Raw genomic sequence first — 20219 nt, forward strand, 5'->3', positions numbered from 1 at the left:
ACGCCGATTCTGGCAGCGAACCCGCCCCGGGCCGAATCGAATCGATGCCGTTCAGGCCGCGGCGGCCCCGTCGAGTTCGACCGGCGCAATCACCTGTGCCCGGTTGCGCAGCCGCAAGGCCAGCACCGTCGCGACGCACAGCACGCAAAGCACCACCGTCAGCGTGACGCCCAGCCCGCGCGCATCCGACAGCATGCCGAACAGCGGCGACACCAGCCCGCCCACCGACAGCGCCAGCCCGAGCGTGATGCCGCTGGCCGTGGCCGGGTTGCGCGGCAGGTAGTCCTGCGCCAGCGTGACCTGTGCCGCGAACGGCAGGAACATGCTCAGGCCGAGCAGCGCGGTGCAGGCCAACGCCCAGCCGGCCGTCGGTGCGAGCACGAGGCCCGCAAGCGCCGGCAGCGCGAGCAGATAGCCGCTGCGGATCGTGCCCATGCGGCCGATGCGGTCGCCGAGCCAGCCGCCCAGCAGCACGCCCACAGCGCCCGCCGCCGTGAAGCCGGTGAGTGCCGCGGCGCCCTGGAAGGTCGTGCCGTGCAGGTCGCGGGTGATGCGCAGTGAGAGCATCGACAGCACCGTCACGTAAGGAATCGACCAGCCCACGATGGTCGCGACCAGCAGGCTGAAGGCGCGCCAGTCGTTGTGCGGCTTCAGCACCTCGCTGCCGGCCTGCTTGCGGGCCAGGGCCGCCGCCGCGGCGCCGGCACCGCCCCGCGCATTGGCCACCACCCACACCACGCCCATCGCCAGTGCCGGCACACCCAGCAGGTAGCTGTGCGACAGGCCGCCACCGCCGACCACCGTGGCTGCCAGCAAGGGCGCGAACGAGGCGCCGATGGTGCCGCCCACCGAGAACACGCTCATCGCCTTCTGCGAGGCGCCGCCGGCCGCGCGGGCCGCCACCGTCGCGGGCGGGTGGTAGGCCGCGATGCCCAGCCCGCACAGCGCGACCGCGATCCAGGTCAGCAGGTAGCTCTGGCTCAGGCCCGCCAGCACCACGCCCAGTGCCGCCACCAGAAAGCCCGTCGGCACCAGCCAGCTGCGCGGATGGCGGTCGGCGTACAGGCCGAACAGCGGCTGCACCACGCTCGACAGGCCAGTGGCCGCCAGCATCAGGCCGCTCACGGCCGTGTAGCTGTAGCCGCGCTCCAGGACCATGAAGGGCAGCAGGGCGGGCACGAGGCCCTGGTAGAGGTCATTGACGGCATGGGTGCCGGTGAGCAGCCCGAGTCGGCGCTTGTTCATTCGATCGCTTCCTTGATTGGTTTTCCGAGTGGAAAGGCATCGTAGGAAGCCGTGCGAAGATGTTCTCGCTACGAATCCACAAGCATCGTCGAGAAATGGACAAACTCAATCTGCGACCCGAGCAAGGCGAATCGACGCCGCGCGCCGTCGCCGTGCTGGCGACCGACCCCGAGGGCGATGCCTTCATTCCGCCGCACACGCACCGGCGCGGCCAGCTCATCCACGCGATCTCGGGCGTGATGATCGTCAGTGCCGTGGCCGGCAGCTGGGTGGTGCCGCCCGGCCGCGGCGTCTGGGTGCCGCCGGGCATGGAGCACCAGATCCGCATGGCCGGCGAGGTGAAGATGCGCACCGTCTTCGTCGAGCCCGGCACGCGCGCGGACCTGGGCAGCGAGTGCCGCGTGATCCACGTCGGCGCATTGCTTCGGCAACTGATCGTCACGGCCGTGTCGGTGCCGCTGGACTACGCGCCCGGCAGCCGCGACGAGCGTGTGATGGAGCTGATCCTCGACGAGATCGAGGCCGCGCCCGCGCTGTCGCTGCACGTGCCGATGCCGCGCCACGCCCGGCTGGCGGTGCTGTGCGAAGAACTGGTGCGCGACCCGTCGCTGCCCGCGACGCTCGACGACTGGGCGCTGCGCCTGCACATGAACACGCGCACGCTGGCGCGCCTGTTCCAGCGCGAGACCGGCATGAACTTCGGCGCGTGGTGCCGGCAGGCGCGGCTGCTCTTGAGCCTGCCCCGCCTGGCGGCGGGCGCGTCGATTCTCGAAGTGGCGCTGGCGCACGGCTACGATAGCCCCAGCGCCTTCACCGCGATGTTCCGGCGCACGCTCGGCGTGCCGCCGAGCCTCTACCTGCACCAAGGCGAATGAGCCACCGCCCCGCTACTTGAACCCGAGCGCGTGCGGCAGCCAAGTGCTGAGCGCCGGCACGAAGGTCAGGATCAGCAGCACCGCGCCATGCGCCCACAGGAAGGGCACCAGCTCCTTCACCAGTGCCGACATCGGCACCTTCGACACGTTGCAGGTCACGAACAGCAGCCCGCCCACCGGCGGCGTGATCATGCCCAGCGTGAGGTTGAAGATCACGATCATCGCGAAGTGCACCGGGTCGACGCCCAGCTTCATGGCCACCGGCGCGAGGATCGGCGCCAGCACCATCACGCCCGGCAGCGGCTCGATGAAGATGCCGAACAGCAGCAGGAACACGTTGACGATGATCAGGAACATCCACGGCGAGAGGTTCATGCCCACCAGCCATTCGGCCATCTGCTGCGGGATGCCCTCGATGGTGAGAATCCACGCGAACGAGGCCGACAGGCCGATGATGATCAGCACCGAGGCCGACAGCAACGCCGAGCGCGAAAGAATGTCGGGCAGCGCCTTCCATTCGAGCGTGCGGTAGACGAACTTGCCGCACACCAGCGCATAGAACACCGCCACCACCGAGGCCTCGGTCGGCGTGAACCATCCGGCGCGCATGCCGCCCAGGATGACCACCGGCAGCAAGATTGCGGGAATCGCCTTCCACGTCGTGCGCAGGATCTCGCGCAGCGGCGGCGTTTGCCCATCGCCCTTGTAGTTGCGCTTCTTCGAGATGTGGAAGTTCACCGCGCACATCGCCACCGCGATCAGGATGCCCGGCAGGATGCCGGCCGCGAACAGCGTGCCGACCGAGACCGTCTCGTCCTGCAGCGCATAGATGATCATGATGATCGAGGGCGGAATGATCGGCCCCACGATCGCGGTCGAGGCCGTCAGCGCCGCCGCGTACGAGCGGTCGTAGCCGGCCTTGTCCATCATCTTGATGAGCATCGAGCCCGGCCCTGCCGCATCGGCCAGCGCCGAGCCCGAGATGCCCGAGAAGAAGGTGAGCGACACCACGTTGGTATAGCCCATGCCGCCGCGCCGGTGCCCGACGAACTGGCCCGCAAAGCGCAGCAGCACCTCGGTGAGCGAGCCGCCGCTCATCAGCTCGGCCGCAAGAATGAAGAAGGGCACCGCCATCAGCGGAAAGCTGTCGATGCCGGTGAAGGTCTCCTTCAGCAGCACGAGCAGCGGGTAGTTCTCCGCCAGGATCAGCGTGGCGGCCGTGGACAGGCCGAGCGCGAAGGCCACCGGCACGCCGATGGCCAGGAACACGCAGGCGGAAACGATCAGGACAATGCTGGCATCCATGGTCGTCTCCTTACAGCGACGCCGAGGCGTTGGCGTCGAAATGCGCGTCCGACGCGAACTCGCGCCGCAGCACGTAGCCGCGCACCACCAGCAGCCAGTGCACGATCAGCAGCACGCCGCCGATCAGCATCGCGCTGTAGATGTAGGCAAAGGGAATCTGCGTCACGGCCGTGAGCTGGAACATGGTGCGCTGCATGTACAGCCAGCCATACCAGACCATGAAGCCGAAGAACGCGAACAGCAGTGCGGCCACGACGGCGCGCAATGCGATGGCCGCCTTTTGCGGCAGCGCGTCCTGCAGGTTCTCGACCGCGATGTGGCCGCCGTAGCGCAGCACCGGCCCGGCGCCCAGGAAGGTGAGCCAGATCATCATGTGGCGCGACACCTCCTCGGCCCATTCGAGCGACTGGTTCGTGAGGTAGCGCAAGGCGACGTTGGTGAAGATGATGACCGACATGGCGGCCAGCAGAAGGATCAGCGCCCAGCGGTTGGCGGCAAGAAAGTAGCGCTCGAAAGCTTGCACGGGGGTGTTCTCGGTTCGGTCGGAAAAACGAAGCGCCCGGCGCACTGAAGCGGGCCGGGCGCGGGGGCGGAAAGTCGGCGTCGCGCGGGCTTACCTGACGTCCGAGATCTTCTTGATGTTGTCCGCGCCGAACTCCTTGGCGTAGCCCACGTAGGCAGGCTTGAGTGCTTCGCGGAAAGCGGCGCCGTCGACGGTGCGCGTGACCTTCATGCCGTCTTTCTCGAGCTGGGCGATGCCGTTGTTCTCGTCGTCGTTGACCTTCTTGCGCTGGGCGATGGCGGCTTTCTTCGCGGCTTCGGTGAACACCTTCTTGTCGGAATCCGAGAGCTTGTTCCAGACCTTCGGCGACAGCAGCAGCAACGCCGGCGAATAGACATGGCCCGTGAGCGACAGGTGCTTTTGCACCTGCGAGAACTTCGAGGACAGGATCACCGGGATCGGGTTTTCCTGGCCGTCGACCGTGCCCTGTTGGAGCGCCCCGAACAGCTCGGGGAAGGCCATGGGCGTGGGCAGGATGCCGAAGGTGCGGTAGCCGTCCATGTGCACCTTGTTTTCCATCGTGCGCATCTTCAGGCCGGCCGCGTCGGTGGGCTTGACGATGTCGCGCTTGCTGTTCGTCATGTGGCGAAAGCCGTTCTCGGTCCAGGCCAGCGCGACGATGCCCTTGCTCGGGAACTTGGTCAGGATGTCCTGGCCGATGGGGCCGTCCATCACCTTGCGTGCGTGGTCGTAGTCGCGAAACAGGAAGGGGATGTCGACGATCTTGACCTCGGGCACGAAGTTGCCGACCGGGCCCGTCGAGGTGTTCAGCAGGTCTTGCGTGCCGAACTGGATCGCCTCGATCTGCTCGCGCTCGCCGCCCAGCGCCGAGTTGGCGAAGTGCTGGCACTTGAAGCGGCCCTGGGTGTTCTTCTCGACCTCTTCGCAGAACACCGTGGAGCCGACGCCGTAGTGCGACTCCTTGGAGGTCGCGTAGCCGATCTTCAGGACGGTCGGTTGCTGGGCAAAGGCAGAAGTGCCCAGGGCGAGCGAAAGGCAGGCGGCGGCGATGTGGCCGATTTTCATGGTATCTCCGGGATTTGTAGTCAGGTGCGCGTCAGGCGCACTGGACTATGCAACAGCCGGGAGCTTCACCGCGTCGGGATTTTCACGGACGTACTCGCGAATGACGGCCTCGAAGCTTTCGTCGGCCGCAAGGCCCAGCGCATGGGCGCGCGCGGTCTGGAAGTGGCCCGGCCAGGTCTTCACGATGCGCTGGATGGCCGGATCGGGCGTGCGGTCGAGCAGGGCGGTGGCTGCCTTGCCGGCCACGCGCTCCAACGCCGCGGCCATGGCGCCGACCGTGGTGGCGAGCGATGGCAGGTTGAGCGCGGTGCGCGGGCCCCATTGCGCATCGCTGGCTTCGGCCGCACGCACGATGCCTTCGATGGTGCGGGCCGGCGAGGCAATGGCCACGGGTGTTTCGTCGGGTACGGGGCAGGCCGCGCGCAGGCCGGCCAGCGGCTCGCGGATCATTCCGCTGAAGAAGCCCGAGGCCGCGCCGTTGGGCTTGCCCGGCCGCACGCTCACCGTCATGAGGCGCACGCTGCGCCCGCGCACGAAGCCCTTGCGCGTGAAATCGGCCACCAGCTGTTCACCGATGAATTTCTGGATGCCGTAGCTGGTCTGCGGCGTCGGCAGCGTGTGGTCTTCGATCACCTTTGGCAGCGGCTGCTCGGGCGAATCGCCGAACACGGCGAGCGAGCTGGCGAACACCAGCACCGGCTTCGTGCCGAGCGTGCGCAGCTTTTCGAGCAGGGCGTGCGTGGCGGCGAAGTTGCTGCGCATGCCGAGGTCGAAGTCGGCCTCGCATTCGCCGCTGACTGCGGCCGCCAGATGAAAGACGGCATCGGCTTCGCGCCAGACCGTCGGGTCGGCATCGGCCGCGAGCTGTGCGTTGAGGTCGCCGGTGATCGCGGTGATGCGCGCGTCGGCGGCAAGGTCGGGCGGCGGCGGGGCGCGGTCCACGAGCGTGATGCGGTCGATGGACCGGGCGGGCGCGCCCGCGAGGGAAAGCCGGCCCTGTGCGAGCAGGGTGCGGGCCAGGCGTGCGCCGAGGAAGCCGGCGCCGCCGGTGATGACGATGTGCATGCGGTTTGTCTCCTGTGAACGACGAGGATAAGTGCGCTCGCGGGATTCGTGCGGCATCAAGAAAAACTGCCCTCGTGCCACAAGAAAAACTGTTTGGACGGCGGGCCGCCGTCTCATTAGTCTCGGACCATCGCCACCCGCCTGCCCGCGCACCGCACAACCCCGCCATGAACCACGCCGCTGAAGAACCCGTCTTTTTCATGACCGACGGAAAGTCGAACTACCGCATGGTGCGGCCCTGGCAGAAGCCGTCGCCGCGCGGTGCCGTCGGCGTCATCAGCCAGTTGGCGCTCGATAGCCGGGGTCGCGTGTTCGTGCTCCAGCGCACGGCACCGCAGTTGCTCATCTACCGCGCCGATGGCGAGCTCGACGAGGTGTACGAGAACCCGCGGCTGACCAGCGGCCATGGCCTGTTCATCGATGCGGCGGACAACGTCTACCTGGTGTCGTACGACGCGCACCAGGTGCTGGCGCTCGATGCGTCGCTGAAGCCGCGCTTCGAACTGGGTGGCTTCAACACGCCGCGCTGGGGCGCACCCTTCAATCACCCGACCGATGTGGCGGTGGCGCCCGATGGCGAGATCTACGTGAGCGACGGCTACGGCAACGCCTGCGTGCATCGCTTTTCGGCAGGTGGCGAGCACATCGGCACATGGGGCGGCGTGGGGCAGGGGCCGGGCGAGTTTTCCACGCCGCACGGCGTGTGGGTGCTGGCCGACAACCGCGTGGCCGTGTGCGACCGCGACAACGACAGGGTCCAGCTCTTCGACCGCGAGGGGCGCTACCTCGCGCAATGGACCGGCCTGCTGCGCCCGATGGACATCTGGTCCGATGGCTGCGATGTGTTCGTCACCGAGCAGGCGCCGCGCGTGACCCGCCTCGACATGTCGGGCGTGGTGCGTGGCCGCTTCCGCAGTTTCGGCGTGTACGGCCATGGCCTGTGGGGCGCGGCCGACGGAAGCCTCTTCGTCGCCGAGCAGGGGCATGGCCTGCACTGCGTGACGAAGTACGAGCGCATCGGGCCGGCGCAGGCATGACGGGCTGAAGGATCGAAGAGACGCTGTGTGGCATGCTCGACGCGGGCCACGCCCGTGGCCTTCGTTTTTCCTTTCCCAAAGGACCCGTTGATGAGCAAAGTTGAAATGACCGGCATGCAGGCGTCCCCCGACGGCGTGCAGTTCACGGCCAGCACCGACGGTGCGCAAGGGCTCTTCCTGGTGCCGATCGACATCCTCTCGGACCTGGCGGGTTCGAGCATGGACTTCGACGACGAGATGATCGAGTCTTTCACCTCCCATGCCAACCTCATCGCGAAAGCGGTGGCGATCACCGTGGCCGAGAACGGCATGCCCGCGCCGGGCGAGCGGGTCGAACTGCCGCGCAGCGGCTTTCCCAACCTCGACTGACACGACGGCTCACATCGCCTGCCTAGCGCCAGGCCCGTTCGACTGACTTTCATCGACAGGAAAGCAATCCGGCATGTTCACGGTCGTGGTCTTGTGGCTCATCGCCGTGGCGTGGCTCGTGGCGAACGGCATGTTTGCCCAGAAGCCTTCGCCGCGCTATCGGCGCAGGCGGGCGTTGCTCTCCTGGATCTTCCTGGGCGGATGCGCCGGGGCGCTTGCCGGCCTGGCGGGCGCGGGCTTCTCGCTGCCCGGTGCCGTGGCTGGCGCCGTCGTGGCCGGCCTGATCGCGCGCAAGCTCGTCGCGAGCGCCTGAGCCGGCGCCGGTTCAGGCGGCCCAGATACCCTGTTCAGGGGATGCGCCCCGTTCGCCGCTGAGCGAAACTGGCGCGCGCAAAACGCAGGCAGCGTCGCTGTGCCCGCTCATCTTTCGACAGATGGGCTTCGGGTGCTGGTGTTGCAGGACGCGCCGGGCCGTCGGCCCGCGATCCGCGATCGACCTCCTCGCGATTCAACGACAAGGAAATCTCTGTGCCCGGTTCCCCTTGGAGCGATGACGCGCCGCGTCCGCATGCGACGGCAATCTCCGTCGATCTGCGCGGTGGCTGGTCGTGTGCGTTCCACTTCCGGCAAACCGCCGGCGGCAGCTATGCCGGCGTGGCCGAGATTGCGTTCGATGGCCTGCGCAGAGGGTCGCTGGTCATCATGCAGCAGCCCTCGCCCGACGCGGCGGTTGCGCGCGCCAGGCTGCGGGCCAAGCAGTTCGTCAGCTCACGATCCTCAGTGGGTCACATCCCCACGTAGTTCGGACCGCCACCGCCTTCGGGCGTGACCCACACGATGTTCTGCGTTGGGTCCTTGATGTCGCAGGTCTTGCAGTGCACGCAGTTCTGCGCGTTGATCTGCAGGCGCTGCTTGCCGTCTTCGGTGCCCACGAACTCGTACACGCCGGCCGGGCAGTAGCGGCTTTCGGGGCCGGCGAACTTGGCCAGGTTGACGTTGACGGGCACCGTCGCGTCCTTGAGTGTCAGGTGGGCCGGCTGCTGCTCTTCGTGGTTGGTGTTGCTGATGAACACGCTGGAGAGGCGGTCGAAGGTGAGCTTGCCATCGGGCTTCGGATAGACGATGGGCTTGCACTCCGACGCGGGCTTCAGGTACAGGTGGTCGGCCTTGGTGCGGCGCAGCGTCCATGGAATGTGGCCCTTGAGCAGCCATTGCTCGACGCCGTTCATGACCGTGGCAATGCCCAGGCCCTTCTGGAACCAGGCCTTGAAGTTGCGCGCTTTCTTCAACTCGGTGTGCAGCCAGCTCTTCTCGAAGGCGGCAGGGTAGGCCGTCAGTTCGTCGTGCTGGCGGCCGGCCGTCACGGCGTCGAAGGCAGCTTCGGCCGCGAGCATGCCGGTCTTGATGGCGGCGTGGCTGCCCTTGATGCGGCTCACGTTGAGGTAGCCGGCCTCGCAGCCGACCAGCGCGCCGCCCGGGAACACCGTCTTGGGCAGCGACATCAGGCCGCCGGCCGTGATGGCGCGCGCGCCGTAGCCGATGCGCTTGGCCGGCTTGATGCCCTTGGCCTCGTCGCCTTCGAGGTACCAGCGGATGTTGGGGTGCAGCTTCCAGCGCTGCATTTCCTCGAACGGGCTCAGGTAGGGGTTGCTGTAGTTCAGGCCGGTGATGAAGCCGAGCGTGACCTTGTTGTCTTCCATGTGATAGAGGAAGGCGCCGCCGTAGGTGTCGCTCTTCATGGGCCAGCCGGCCGAGTGCATGACGAAGCCCGGCTGGTGGCGCTGGGGGTCGATCTCCCACACCTCCTTCACGCCGAGGGCGTAGGACTGCGGGTCTTTCCCGGCGTCGAGCTTGTACTTCGCGATGAGCTGGCGGCCCAGGTGGCCGCGCGCGCCTTCGGCGAACACCGTGTACTTGCCCAGCAGCTCCATGCCGAGCTGGAAGTTCTCGGTGGGCTCGCCGTCCTTGCCGACGCCCATGTTGCCGGTGGCGACGCCGCGCACCGAGCCGTCTTCGTTGTAGAGCACTTCGGCGGCCGGGAAGCCGGGGAAGATCTCGACGCCCAGGTTCTCGGCCTGCTGCGCCAGCCACTTGGTGAAGGCGCCCAGGCTGATGATGTAGTTGCCGTGGTTCTGGAAGCAGGCCGGCAGGAACATGTTGGGCGTGCGCACGGCCGACTTCTCGCCGAAGAACATCATGGCGTCGTCGGTCACGGGCTGGTTCAGCGGCGCGCCCAGTTCCTTCCAGTCGGGCAGCAATTCGTTGAGCGCGCGCGGGTCCATGATGGCGCCCGACAGGATGTGCGCGCCGGGCTCGGAGCCCTTCTCGAGCACCACGACCGAGATCTCTTTTTCGTGCTGCGCGGCCAGTTGCTTGAGCCGGATCGCGGTCGAGAGGCCGGCCGGGCCGCCACCGACCACGACCACGTCGTATTCCATGGCTTCGCGAGGGCCGAACTGGGCGAGGATTTCGTCGTGGGTCATGTGGGTTGGGTCGATAATGATTTTTCGAGGCGCGGGGCATCCCGGGTTGCGGGGCATTTTATGCGGCGTCCACGGGCGATCCGTGTCACTCGTGGACGGGGCTTCTCCGCGTCACCTGCGCGACTCCACAGGATTCAGTTCATGGCTTACAGCATCGATCTCTCCGGCCGCGTGGCCTTCGTCACCGGCGCCTCCAGTGGCCTGGGTGCCCAGTTCGCAAAAACGCTGGCCCGCGCCGGCGCCGCGGTGGTGCTGGCAAGCCGCCGCGTCGAGAAGCTCAAGGAACTGCGCGCGCGCATCGAAGGCGAGGGCGGCGATGCCCACGTGGTCGAGCTCGACGTGACCGACATCGGCAGCATCAAGGCGGCCGTGGCGCGCGCCGAAACCGAAGTCGGCCCCATCGACATCCTGGTCAACAACTCGGGCGTGAGCACCACGCAGCGCCTGCAGGACGTGACGCCCGACGACTACGACTACATCTTCGACACCAACGTGAAGGGCTCGTTCTTCGTCGCGCAGGAAGTGGGCAAGCGCATGCTGGCCCGCGCGAAGGGCACGGCGCCGGGCACCTACATCGGCGGGCGCATCATCAACATCGCCTCGGCGGCGGCGCTCAAGGTCATGCCGCAGATCGGCACCTATTGCATGAGCAAGATCGCCGTGGTGCAGATGACCAAGGCCATGGCGCTCGAATGGGGCCGCTTCGGCATCAACGTGAATGCGCTGTGCCCGGGCTACATCACGACCGAGCTGAACGAGGAGCACTGGGCCACTGAAGGCGGCGCCAAGCTGGTGAACATGCTGCCGCGCAAGCGCGTGGGCAAGCCGGAAGACCTCGACGGGCTGATCGTGCTGCTGGCCAGCGGTCAGAGCCACTTCGTGAATGGCGCCGTCATCGCGGCCGACGACGGGTTCGCGCTCTGACAAGGTATGAACGAACCCGCCATGCCCGCTCATCCCGTTCAGACACGCCCACTCGGCGTTGCAAATGCTCGCCATGGCCCGAGCCATGGCTGCGCTTTGCGCCTTGATTGGGCGCGCCTGGGCGGGCTGCTCGGCCACGCCAGATTCATTCATACCCTGTGAGCCCGCGAGCCTGGATCGGCATTGCCGCCGGCCTGGCTGCGGGCGCGCTCTGGGGCCTGACCTTCGTGGCGCCGCGCATGGTGGGCCACTTCGGCATGGTGGACATCACGGCCGCACGCTTTGCCGTGTTCGGCGCCGTCTCCGCGCTGGCGGTGTTCGGGCGGCCGGCTGCCGTTCGTTGGCCGAACGGGCGACAGGCGCTTGCGGCGCTCGGGCTCAGCGTGCTGGGCTTCAGCGGCTACTACCTGCTGCTGGCCTTCGGCATCGAGGCGGCGGGCACCGAGGTGCCCAGCCTCATCATCGGCACGATCCCCGTCTGGATGATGCTGCTCGGCCGGCCCGCGGGCCTGCGCATGCGGGCGCTGCTGCCGGGGCTGGTGCTGACCGGCGCCGGCATCGCGCTGATGATCTGGGGCGCCTGGTCGGCGCAGCATGGCGCGGACGGCACAGGCAGCGGTGCGCGCTTCGGCTGGGGCATCGCGCTGGCGCTGGCCGCCATGGCGAGCTGGACCGTGTATGGCCTGCTCAACGCCGCCTGGCTGCAGCGGCACACCGAACTCAATGCCGCCGACTGGGCCAACTGGCTCGGCATCGCGACCGGCCTGGGCGCCTTGCTGCTGTGGGCGGTCGCGGGCAGCAACGTGGCCACGCTGCGGACACAGCCCGACGGCATGCTCTTCATCTGGATCGCGCTCGCCAGCGGCTTCGGCTCGTCGTGGCTGGCCACCATCCTCTGGAACGTGGCAAGCCAGCGCTTGTCCGCCAGCCTGTGCGGCCAGCTGATCGTGAGCGAAACGCTGTTCGCCTTGCTCTATTCCTTCATCTGGGACGGCCGCTGGCCGCAGGCCACCGAGTGGGTCGCGGCGCTGTTGTTCGTCCTGGGCATCCTGGCATCCATCAAGGCGCACCGATGAGAATCGAAATCCCCGAAAAGAAGAAGTTCGTGTTTGAAATGTCGATCCCCATCCGCTGGGGCGACATGGACGCCATGGGCCACCTGAACAACGGCACCTACTTCCGCTACCTCGAAACCGCGCGCATCGACTGGGTCCGCTCGCTCGGCATCGAGCCCAAGCCGGGCGGCGAGGGCATGGTGATCGTCAACGCCTTCTGCAACTTCTATCGCCAGCTCGAATACCCGGGCGACGTGCTGCTCAAGATGTACGTGAGCGACCCGGGCCGCACCACCTTCGAGAGCTGGGCCACGATGGCGCGCGCCGAAGCGCCCGAGGTGATCTGCGCGGCGGGCGGCGCCACCACCATCTGGGTCGACTTTCCGAAGCAGAAGGCGCTGCCGTTGCCCGACTGGCTGCGCGCGGTGGTGAGCGAGTAGCGCGCAATGAAGCTGAAGAAGATCCTCGCGTTCGCATCCCTCTCGCTGCTGGCCGCGGGGAGCAGCGCGCAGACCGCGGAGGCCGGCAAGAACGAGTGCCCCGCCAACGCGCCGTACCTCGGCGCCGAAGCACTGAAGGCAGCGGGCTTCGAACTCCCCGTGTTCAAGCGCTATTGCTACACCGACAAGTCCGGCAGCTACGCGCTGCTGCTCGGCGAAAAACAGGACCGGCCGTTTCACTCGGAGCAACTGTCGTCCACCCTTCAGGCGGCGCTCTACAAGGTGGACGGCGACAAGGTGCTGACGCGTCAATGGGCGATTCGCGACTTCGCGGGCAAGGACGACGGGGGCATCAACTTCCGCTCCAAGCTCATCGAGTTGAGCGACATCGACGGCGACGGGCTGGTCGACCCCATCCTCGTGTACCGCTTCTACCCCCTCGTCGATACCGACAGCATCAGCACCGACGACTTCTCGGGCGGCATCAAGATCGTCACCTTCCATCGGGGCAGGAAGGCGACCATTCACGCGATCACCGGCGACCTGGATGGCGACCGCAAGACCACCGCCAACAGCAACTACTTTGCGTTGCCGAAGGTGGCGCGGCAGCACCTCGTCAGGAAGATGGCGGCCATGTACAAGGCCGGGCAATTCGGCTTCGACAACTCCTACGATTTTGTGCCGAAGAGAGAGGTTTCCGGGCGTTAGAGCAAGTAGGTCAATGCCAACTCGGCAAAAGTCCCCGCGAAGTAGAGCCCCAGGATTGCGCCAAAGAAGAGAAGCCCGAGGGCTCCCCTCGTGCGCCACAGGTAGTAAGGCAGGTAAGGCAGCCAGAGAAAGATCAGCAGTTGGTTGTATTCGTAGGGTCTGTAGATGCCTGGATGCTCCTTGCTGTCGGCATCCAGCCAGAGAACCAGAAAAAAGATGGTCACGAAGTTCGACATCAGGACCGTGCTCCTGCTCGCTTCGACCTCGTACCAGAAGAACAGCACCTCGTATGCGGCTGTCACGATGCAGGCCACCGCGAAGGCGCTCAGACACCAGTTTTTCCACTTCATCGCGGACATTCCTTGTCTCAAGCGGGCCGCAACACGATCCGCGCCTCGAACCCATGCGCCGCGCCCGGCGGTGGCGAAGCGAGTTCGAGCTTGGCCTCGTGCTTCTCGGCGATGGTGCCCACGATCGACAGGCCGAGCCCATAGCCCGTACGGTCGGAGCCATGCCGCACGTGGCGCTGCCGCAGTTTTTGCAGCTGCTCGGCATCGACGCCCGCGCCGGTGTCGCGCACGGCGAGCGTGCAGGGCGCCATCACCTCGATCTGCACGCGGTCGCCGCCGTAGCGCAGGGCGTTTTCCACCAGGTTGCGCAGCGCGATCGCCAGCGCGTCGACGTCGCCCAGCGCCACCGGCGCCGCGCTGTCGGGCACCTTGAGCGACAAGCGCTCGTTGGTTCGAGGGTCTTGCCAGAACTCCTGCACCACGGTGCCCGCGAGCTGGACCAGGTCGACCCGCGCGCGGGCCAGCGACGCACCCGATTCCGCGCGCGAAAGCTGCAGCAGCTTTTCGGCGCGGTGGCTCAGCATCTGCAGCGCATCGAGCGCGGCCTGCACGTCGTTGCGCTGCAGGTCGTGCTCCAGCGCGGTCTGCAGTCGCAGGCGTGCCGCGGCCAGGGGCGTGCGAAGTTCGTGCGCCGCATTGGCCGCGAGCGCACGCTCGACGTCGAGCGATTGCGACAGGCGCTCCAGCAGCCGGTTGACGTGGTCGCCCACCGAGCGCAGCTCCAGCGGCAGGCCCGGCAGGGTGATGGGACGCAGGTCGGCGCCGTTGCGCTTTGCGATTTCGCCCGCGAGCTGCTGCAGCACGCGCAGTTCGGCGCGCGCGACGTTGCGCAGCACCAGCGCCAGCAGCGGCAGCACGGCGCCCAGCGGAATGATCAGCCCGAACAGCGTGCGGTTCAGCGCCCGGCGGCGTTCGTCGAGCGGGTCGGCCACCTGGAAGTACAGGCCCAGCGTGGGGTGCCGCACGGTGTAGATGCGCCAGGTCTGGTTGTTGGCGAAGCCGGTCGCCAGCGGCACGTCGAAGGCATCGACGGGGGCTTCGGCCGAGCGCAGCAGCACGTGCTCGTGAAGGTCCTCGATCTGGTACATGACCGCGTCTTCCGAGAACAGCTGCTTGGGCGCGATCAGCGGCGCGGCGGGTGGGTTGTCGTGGGTGTGCTGCAGCCGGTCGAGTTCCTGCACGGCCGTGTCGAACATGCGGTGCGACACCTCGACCAGCTCGTTGTCGAAGTTGTGGTTGATCTCGCGGTCCACGTACCAGACCACGGCGAACACGCACAGCAGCCAGACGCCGCCGACCCACATGATCAGCGTGCGGGTCAGGCGCCCGGCCAGCGAGTCGCGCCCGGGCGTGGCCCTCATTCGTCCTCGTCCGTGGAGAACGACAGGCGGTAGCCCAGGCCGCGCAGCGTCTGGATGTTGCTGCGCCCGAGCTTGCGCCGCAGGCGGCTGATGAAGACTTCGAGCGTGTTGCTGTCGGCTTCGTCGCCGAAGCCGTAGAGCGCGTCGGCCAGGTTCTCGCGGGTGTGGATGCGCTCGGGCCGGGTAGCCATGACGCGCAGCAGCGCCCATTCCTTCTGGGTCAGGGTGATGGGCGCGCCGTTCTTGCGCACCATGTCGTGGGCCAGGTCGATCTCGAGCGTGCCGAGCTGGAGCACCGGCGAACTGTTGGCGCTACGCCGGCGTTCGACCGCGCGCAGGCGCGCCAGCAGTTCGGCCGGGTCGTAGGGCTTGATGAGGTAGTCGTCGGCGCCGGCGTCGAGCCCGCGGATGCGGTCGGTGACCTGGTCGCGCGCGGTCAGCACGATGACGATGGGGCGCTCGGGCAGGGCGCGCACCTGCGGCAGCAGCGAAAGGCCGTCGCCGTCGCCCAGGTGAAGGTCGAGAAGCACGGCCGCATACTGGACCGAAAGCAGGGCGCCGCGCGCGTCGGCCAGGCTGGGTGCCACGTCGACCACGAACGCCTTGGCGAGCAGGTAGCTGCACACCGCGTCCGCGAGGGAGGTGTCGTCTTCGACCAGCAATATCCGCACGCAATGTCCCTTTTGCAAAAAAAGAAGTCTAGCGCTGTCGAATTGCCGCCAGCTATATTGTCAGATTGCGTTCAGATTCTTCAGGCTGGGTTCATTCGGTGAACTTAGGCTTGCGGCTGTTTTCCCGTCCCGCCTTGGTTCAATGACACGTTTCCCGAATTTTCGCCTGGGGGTTCTGACCCTGCTCGCATTGGCTGCGCTGATGGGTTGGGACGCTCTGGGTTGGGATCTGCCGTTGGCGCGCCTGGCCGGCACGCCCTATGGTTTCCCCTGGCGGGAGAACCCGTTCCTGGTCCACGTCATGCACGAAGGCGCCCGCAACCTGAGCTGGATCGCCATGGTCGTGCTGTTCGTCGCGATCCGCTGGCCCTTCGGCGTCCTGCGCCGCCTGACGCGGGGCCGCCGGGCGCAACTGGCGCTGGCGGTGCTGGCCTCGGCGCTTGCCGTCAGCCTGCTCAAGCAGGCCAGCCAGACCAGTTGCCCCTGGGACCTGAAGGAGTTCGGCGGCGTGGCGCGCTATGTGTCGCACTGGGCGTGGGGCGTCGGCGACGGCGGCCCGGGCGGGTGCTTTCCGGCCGGCCATGCATCGTCGGCCTTTGCCTATCTGGCGGGCTTCTTCGTATTGCGCCGGGTGTCGCCCCGCGCGGCAGCGATCTGGCTCGGCGTGGTCCTGGTGCTGGGCCTGGCACTGGGCGTGACGCAGCAGATGCGCGGCGCCCACTACATGAGCCACACCCTCTGGACGGCCTGGGTCTGCTGGGTCGTGGGCTTTGCCATCGATGTGGCGGTGACGCGGTTCAACCCACAAACCCTGAAGCCGGTCGTGCCCGCCCATGCAGGATCTTGACGTCGCACTGTTCGGGCTGATCAACGCGGGCCGGTCGGTGCCCGCGTGGAGCTTGAGCTTCGCCCGCTTTGCCTCCGACGTTCTGCCTGCGCTGCTGGCGGTGGCCACAGGCATCGGGGCGTTGCTCGACCGCCGCTGGCGCCGCGTCTTCTTCACGGCGCTGGTCAGCGTGGTGCTGGTCTGGCTGATCGTGAACGGCGTCCGTGCGCTGTTCCCGGTCCAGCGGCCCGGTTTCTACGGCCTGGGCATCCAATGGGTGCCGCAGGGCCTGCGCCCGGGCTTTCCGAGCATGCATGCGGCCGGCACCTTCGCCGCGGCCTTCTCGCTCTGGTACCTGCCCTGGCGCACGCCGGTGGTGGTGGCCCTGGCGGTGGCCGCGATGGTGGCATGGAGCCGCGTGTTCCTGGGGCTGCACTTTCCGTCCGATGTGCTCGCGGCAGCGGCGCTCGGTGCGCTGGTGTCGTTCGCGGTCGATCGCGGGATCAGCCGCCCGCTGGCGTTCACCATCAGCAAAAGCCCACTGGTTCGCCGGTGGTCCTCCCGCGTCAGGCGTGCCTGAACGCTTCGAATGAACCTGCAACGAACGGGTGATTCAGGCTGTTTTCAGCCACCGTTCCTACATTAGTTGGATGTCTGTTTTGCGCATTGATCCGGTACCCGTCCCGCAAGGAAACTTCTCCGAGCCCGACCCGCTGAATTCCCCCACGCCCCGTGCGCCCTGGACGCGCCTGAACCAGTGGCTCGACCGGCCACGGTCCTTGCAGTCCGTCATCCTGTGGCTCAGCCTCTATCTCGTCCTGACGGCCAACTGGCCGTTGTGGAACGAGCTGGCCCGCATCGGCGGCGCGCCCAGCACCTACCTGCCCACCATCATCGCGATGAGCCTGCTCACGCTGTGCGGCTCGGTGGCCATTCTTTCGTTCACGGCGTGGTCGCGCTGGCTGAAGCCGCTGTGGTTCCTCGTGGTCGTGCTGGCGGCCGTGGTGCAGCACTACATGCTCGCGTACCGCGTGGTGATGGACCCGAGCATGATCGCCAACGCGCTGCAGACCGACCCGAACGAGGCACGCGACCTGATGAGCTGGCGCATGGCCTTCAACGTGCTCGTGGTGACGCTGCCTGCGGGGTGGGCGTTGTGGCGGGTGCGTATCGCGCCGCAGCGGATCTTCTCGAAGCTCTGGCGCAACATGGCGCTGCTGTTGCTGGCCGTGGTCGTGGCACTGGTCACCATCGTGTCGATGAACCGGCAGCTCGCGCCGCTGATGCGCAACAACGTGCACCTGCGCTACATGATGAACCCGATCGCGAGCCTGTATTCGACGGCCTCCGTGTTCATCAAGCCGATGTTCAAGCACAGCGGCAAGCTCATTCCCATCACCGCCGGCACGGCGCTGGGCACCAGCTATGCGTCGCAGACGCGGCCGCCGCTGTTCGTGGTGGTGGTGGGCGAAACGGCGCGCGCCGACCACTTCGCCCTCAACGGCTACGCCCGCGACACCACGCCCGAGCTGGCCAAGCGCGGCGTGCTGAGCTACCGCGAAGTGCGCTCCTGCGGCACCAACACGCTGGCCTCGGTGCCGTGCATGTTCTCGCCGCTGGGCAAGGAAGGCTACGAATCGCGCAAGGACGACTACGAGAACCTCGTCGACGTGCTGCAGGCCGCGGGCCTTGCCGTGTTCTGGCTCGACAACCAGGCCGGCTGCAAGGGCGTGTGCGAGCGCATTCCCAATGCCTCGGCCTTCGCCAACCTCGATGCCGACACCAAGAAGGCGCTGTGCGATGGCGACGAATGTCTCGACGACGTGATGCTCAAGGGGCTCGACGAGCGCATCGCTGCACTGCCGGCCGAGCGCCGCGCCAAGGGCATCGTGCTGGTGATGCACCAGATGGGCAGCCATGGCCCGGCCTACTACAAGCGCTCCGCGCCGGAGCTGAAGCGCTTCACGCCCGAGTGCAAGACCAACGCGCTGGCCGAGTGCGGCCATGCCGAGCTGATGAACGTCTACGACAACTCGATCGCGCAGACCGACCACTTCCTGGGCCAGACCATCGACTGGCTCAAGTCGCAGTCGAAGCAGTACGACCCGGCGATGCTCTACGTGAGCGACCACGGCGAGTCGCTTGGCGAGTACGGCCTGTTCCTGCACGGCGTGCCCTACAGCTTTGCGCCCGATGCGCAAAAGCATGTGCCCATGGTCACGTGGTTCAGCGAAGGCATGGCCGAGCGCCGCAAGCTCTCGAAGTCGTGCATGGAAGCGGGGCTCGACGCACCGCTCACGCACGACAACCTCTATCACACGGTGCTCGGCGTGATGGACGTGAGCACGCCCACCTACAAGCCCGCCCTCGACGCGCTGGCCTCCTGCCGCGGCAAGGGCTGAAAGCGGGGCTTGCTGCCTACTTCTTCTCGCGGGGCAGCCGCCCCATGAGGAAGAACTCGTTGTTCGGCTGCATGCCGCTGAAGCTGGCGAGGCGGTTGCTCAGGCCGAAGAAGGCGGTGATGGCCGCGATGTCCCAGATGTCTTCGTCGTCGAAGCCGTGGGCGTGCAGCGGCGGGAAGTCGCTGTCGTCGATCTCGTGCGAGCGGTCGCAGACCTTCATCGCAAAGTCGAGCATCGCGCGCTGGCGCGGCGTGATGTCGGCCTTGCGGTAGTTCACCGCCACCTGATCGGCCACCAGCGGTTTCTTTTCATAGATGCGCAACAGCGCACCGTGCGCCACGACACAGTACAGGCACTGGTTGGCCGCACTGGTGGTCGTGACGATCATCTCGCGGTCGCCCTTGGTGAGCGAGCCTTCTTCCTTCAGCATCAGCGCATCGTGGTACGCGAAGAAGGCGCGCCATTCGGCGGGGCGACGGGCCAGGCCAAGGAACACGTTGGGCACGAAGCCGGCCTTCTCTTGCACGGCCAGGATGGCGGTGCGGATGTCTTCGGGCAGGTCCTTGAGCTCGGCGAGGGGGTAGCGGGCGGCGGTCATCTTGTCTCCTGGTTTTGGCGGTCTGGCGGTGTTGAAAGGCCCCTGAAAGGGGCTGCGGCGAATCCATCATAGGCAAGCCGCTTTCCTACACGGCATGGCGGGGATCACCGCCATGATGAAGGTTCGCACAACAACAAGGCGGCCCGTCCCGCCCATAACGCGATGAAAGACGAGTCCTTTGCGGACCGGCGTGGCTTCCTGCGCCGATCCATCGCGATCGTGCCCGCCGCCACGGCCTTCGGTGCAGGCGGCATCACCGGCGTGACGCTGGCACAAACCACCACGCCCGCCCCGGCACCCAACCCCGCTGCGGCAGCCCCGCCCGGCGCACCCTACACACCGGTCTACTTCAACGCCGCCGAGTGGGCGTTCATCCAGGCGGCGGTGGCACGGCTGATTCCTTCCGACGACACCGGCCCCGGCGCCATCGAGGCTGGCGTGCCCGAGTTCATCGACCGGCAGATGGAAGGCGCCTTCGGCCATGCCGCCACCTGGTACATGCAGGGGCCGTTCGTGGAGGTGTCGCCGCTGTTCGGCTACCAGAAGAAGATGCCGCCGCGCGAGGTGTACCGCGCGGGCATCTCGGCCACCGACGCCTACTGCCGCAAGCAATACAGCGACAAGGCTTTCGCGCAGCTCACCGCGGCGCAGCAGGACGAGGTGCTCCGGGGGCTCGAGGGTGGTGGCATCGTGCTCGAAGGCGTGGGCGCCACCGACTTCTTCGGCTTCCTGCTGCAGAACACCAAAGAGGGCTACTTCAGCGACCCGATCCATGGTGGCAACAAGAACGCCGCCGCCTGGAAGATGATCGGTTTTCCGGGGGCGCGCGCCGACTACGCCGACTGGGTCGACCGGCCCGGCGTCAAGTACAACCTGCCGCCGGTGAGCATCGCCGGCCCGCAAGGCTGAAGGGTGCA

General features: G+C 67.1%; 23 protein-coding genes. 13 read left to right on the plus strand and 10 right to left on the minus strand.

Annotated features, from left to right (window positions below; all coding sequences use genetic code 11):
* Positions 1 to 51: 51 nt before the first annotated feature.
* A complete protein-coding gene (locus ACGLHS_RS03415; protein ID WP_394476836.1) occupies positions 52 to 1245 on the minus strand; it encodes an MFS transporter in 1194 nt (397 codons plus the stop codon).
* Between the two features lie 95 nt (positions 1246 to 1340).
* Here ACGLHS_RS03415 and ACGLHS_RS03420 point away from each other — a divergent pair, with 95 nt between their 5' ends.
* Positions 1341 to 2120 (plus strand): AraC family transcriptional regulator, encoded by a 780-nt coding sequence (locus ACGLHS_RS03420; protein ID WP_394476838.1) that lies wholly within the window; start codon positions 1341 to 1343, stop codon positions 2118 to 2120.
* A gap of 12 nt (positions 2121 to 2132) precedes the next feature.
* Here the strand turns inward: ACGLHS_RS03420 and ACGLHS_RS03425 are convergent, their stop codons facing one another.
* The 4 genes from ACGLHS_RS03425 to denD all read right to left on the minus strand — a co-directional run bounded on the left by ACGLHS_RS03425 (position 2133) and on the right by denD (position 6078).
* A complete protein-coding gene (locus ACGLHS_RS03425) occupies positions 2133 to 3425 on the minus strand; it encodes a TRAP transporter large permease (protein WP_093237211.1) in 1293 nt (430 codons plus the stop codon).
* Between the two features lie 10 nt (positions 3426 to 3435).
* Positions 3436 to 3948 (minus strand): TRAP transporter small permease, encoded by a 513-nt coding sequence (locus tag ACGLHS_RS03430; RefSeq protein ID WP_394476840.1) that lies wholly within the window; start codon positions 3946 to 3948, stop codon positions 3436 to 3438.
* Positions 3949 to 4038: 90 nt separating this feature from the next.
* A complete protein-coding gene (locus tag ACGLHS_RS03435) occupies positions 4039 to 5013 on the minus strand; it encodes a TRAP transporter substrate-binding protein (protein ID WP_394476842.1) in 975 nt (324 codons plus the stop codon).
* 45 nt (positions 5014 to 5058) lie between these two features.
* Positions 5059 to 6078, minus strand: coding sequence for a D-erythronate dehydrogenase (denD, locus tag ACGLHS_RS03440; RefSeq protein WP_394476844.1), 1020 nt, complete (start codon positions 6076 to 6078; stop codon positions 5059 to 5061).
* Between the two features lie 167 nt (positions 6079 to 6245).
* On the opposite strand from denD, the gene ACGLHS_RS03445 reads away from it, so the two are divergent.
* From ACGLHS_RS03445 to ACGLHS_RS03460, 4 genes are all read left to right on the plus strand, one after another.
* Entirely contained in the window at positions 6246 to 7115 is an 870-nt protein-coding gene (locus ACGLHS_RS03445) for a hypothetical protein (RefSeq protein ID WP_394476846.1), read from the plus strand.
* Positions 7116 to 7205: 90 nt separating this feature from the next.
* Positions 7206 to 7484: a hypothetical protein gene (locus tag ACGLHS_RS03450; RefSeq protein WP_394476848.1), complete on the plus strand. Its 279-nt coding sequence runs from the start codon at positions 7206 to 7208 to the stop codon at positions 7482 to 7484.
* A gap of 73 nt (positions 7485 to 7557) precedes the next feature.
* Positions 7558 to 7797, plus strand: coding sequence for a hypothetical protein (locus ACGLHS_RS03455; protein WP_093237217.1), 240 nt, complete (start codon positions 7558 to 7560; stop codon positions 7795 to 7797).
* Between the two features lie 215 nt (positions 7798 to 8012).
* The gene (locus ACGLHS_RS03460) at positions 8013 to 8285 is read left to right on the plus strand and encodes a hypothetical protein (RefSeq protein ID WP_394476850.1); all 273 of its coding nucleotides are present in this window, start codon (positions 8013 to 8015) and stop codon (positions 8283 to 8285) included.
* Here ACGLHS_RS03460 and ACGLHS_RS03465 read toward each other — a convergent pair.
* Positions 8270 to 9967 (minus strand): electron transfer flavoprotein-ubiquinone oxidoreductase, encoded by a 1698-nt coding sequence (locus ACGLHS_RS03465; RefSeq protein ID WP_093237223.1) that lies wholly within the window; start codon positions 9965 to 9967, stop codon positions 8270 to 8272. The two genes, ACGLHS_RS03460 and ACGLHS_RS03465, sit on opposite strands and share 16 nt — an antisense overlap.
* Before the next feature lie 141 nt (positions 9968 to 10108).
* Between ACGLHS_RS03465 and ACGLHS_RS03470 the strand changes: the two genes are divergently transcribed.
* From ACGLHS_RS03470 to ACGLHS_RS03485, 4 genes are all read left to right on the plus strand, one after another.
* A complete protein-coding gene (locus ACGLHS_RS03470; protein WP_093237224.1) occupies positions 10109 to 10891 on the plus strand; it encodes an SDR family oxidoreductase in 783 nt (260 codons plus the stop codon).
* Between the two features lie 182 nt (positions 10892 to 11073).
* Positions 11074 to 11967 carry a DMT family transporter gene (locus tag ACGLHS_RS03475; protein ID WP_394478163.1) on the plus strand — a complete coding sequence of 298 codons (894 nt, stop codon included), beginning with the start codon at positions 11074 to 11076 and terminating at the stop codon, positions 11965 to 11967.
* Positions 11964 to 12386 carry an acyl-CoA thioesterase gene (locus tag ACGLHS_RS03480; protein ID WP_394476853.1) on the plus strand — a complete coding sequence of 141 codons (423 nt, stop codon included), beginning with the start codon at positions 11964 to 11966 and terminating at the stop codon, positions 12384 to 12386. Before ACGLHS_RS03475 ends, ACGLHS_RS03480 begins: the two co-directional genes overlap by 4 nt.
* Before the next feature lie 6 nt (positions 12387 to 12392).
* A complete protein-coding gene (locus ACGLHS_RS03485; protein WP_394476855.1) occupies positions 12393 to 13094 on the plus strand; it encodes a M949_RS01915 family surface polysaccharide biosynthesis protein in 702 nt (233 codons plus the stop codon).
* On the opposite strand, the gene ACGLHS_RS03490 is transcribed toward ACGLHS_RS03485, so the two are convergent.
* From ACGLHS_RS03490 to ACGLHS_RS03500, 3 genes are read right to left on the minus strand one after another with little or no spacing between them, the layout of a single operon-like run.
* Entirely contained in the window at positions 13091 to 13444 is a 354-nt protein-coding gene (locus tag ACGLHS_RS03490; RefSeq protein ID WP_394476858.1) for a hypothetical protein, read from the minus strand. The two genes, ACGLHS_RS03485 and ACGLHS_RS03490, sit on opposite strands and share 4 nt — an antisense overlap.
* 17 nt (positions 13445 to 13461) lie before the next feature.
* On the minus strand, positions 13462 to 14805 hold the full coding sequence (locus ACGLHS_RS03495) for an ATP-binding protein (RefSeq protein ID WP_394476860.1): 1344 nt from the start codon (positions 14803 to 14805) through the stop codon (positions 13462 to 13464).
* Positions 14802 to 15476 (minus strand): response regulator, encoded by a 675-nt coding sequence (locus ACGLHS_RS03500; RefSeq protein ID WP_394476862.1) that lies wholly within the window; start codon positions 15474 to 15476, stop codon positions 14802 to 14804. The genes ACGLHS_RS03495 and ACGLHS_RS03500 overlap by 4 nt, the downstream gene beginning before the upstream one ends.
* Positions 15477 to 15618: 142 nt before the next feature.
* Here ACGLHS_RS03500 and ACGLHS_RS03505 point away from each other — a divergent pair, with 142 nt between their 5' ends.
* The 3 genes from ACGLHS_RS03505 to ACGLHS_RS03515 all read left to right on the plus strand — a co-directional run bounded on the left by ACGLHS_RS03505 (position 15619) and on the right by ACGLHS_RS03515 (position 18704).
* Positions 15619 to 16323, plus strand: a complete 705-nt coding sequence (locus tag ACGLHS_RS03505) for a phosphatase PAP2 family protein (protein WP_093237229.1) — start codon at positions 15619 to 15621, stop codon at positions 16321 to 16323.
* Entirely contained in the window at positions 16310 to 16882 is a 573-nt protein-coding gene (locus tag ACGLHS_RS03510) for a phosphatase PAP2 family protein (protein WP_394476864.1), read from the plus strand. The genes ACGLHS_RS03505 and ACGLHS_RS03510 overlap by 14 nt, the downstream gene beginning before the upstream one ends.
* 70 nt (positions 16883 to 16952) lie before the next feature.
* Complete coding sequence (locus tag ACGLHS_RS03515) at positions 16953 to 18704, plus strand: phosphoethanolamine transferase (protein ID WP_093237231.1); 1752 nt, start codon at positions 16953 to 16955, stop codon at positions 18702 to 18704.
* Positions 18705 to 18720: 16 nt separating this feature from the next.
* On the opposite strand, the gene ACGLHS_RS03520 is transcribed toward ACGLHS_RS03515, so the two are convergent.
* On the minus strand, positions 18721 to 19302 hold the full coding sequence (locus ACGLHS_RS03520) for a peroxidase-related enzyme (protein WP_093237232.1): 582 nt from the start codon (positions 19300 to 19302) through the stop codon (positions 18721 to 18723).
* 162 nt (positions 19303 to 19464) lie between these two features.
* Between ACGLHS_RS03520 and ACGLHS_RS03525 the strand changes: the two genes are divergently transcribed.
* Complete coding sequence (locus ACGLHS_RS03525; RefSeq protein ID WP_394476867.1) at positions 19465 to 20211, plus strand: gluconate 2-dehydrogenase subunit 3 family protein; 747 nt, start codon at positions 19465 to 19467, stop codon at positions 20209 to 20211.
* Positions 20212 to 20219 lie beyond the last annotated feature (8 nt).

It is taken from the genome of Variovorax sp. VaC1 (assembly GCF_043658315.1).
Lineage (GTDB): Bacteria > Pseudomonadota > Gammaproteobacteria > Burkholderiales > Burkholderiaceae_C > Variovorax.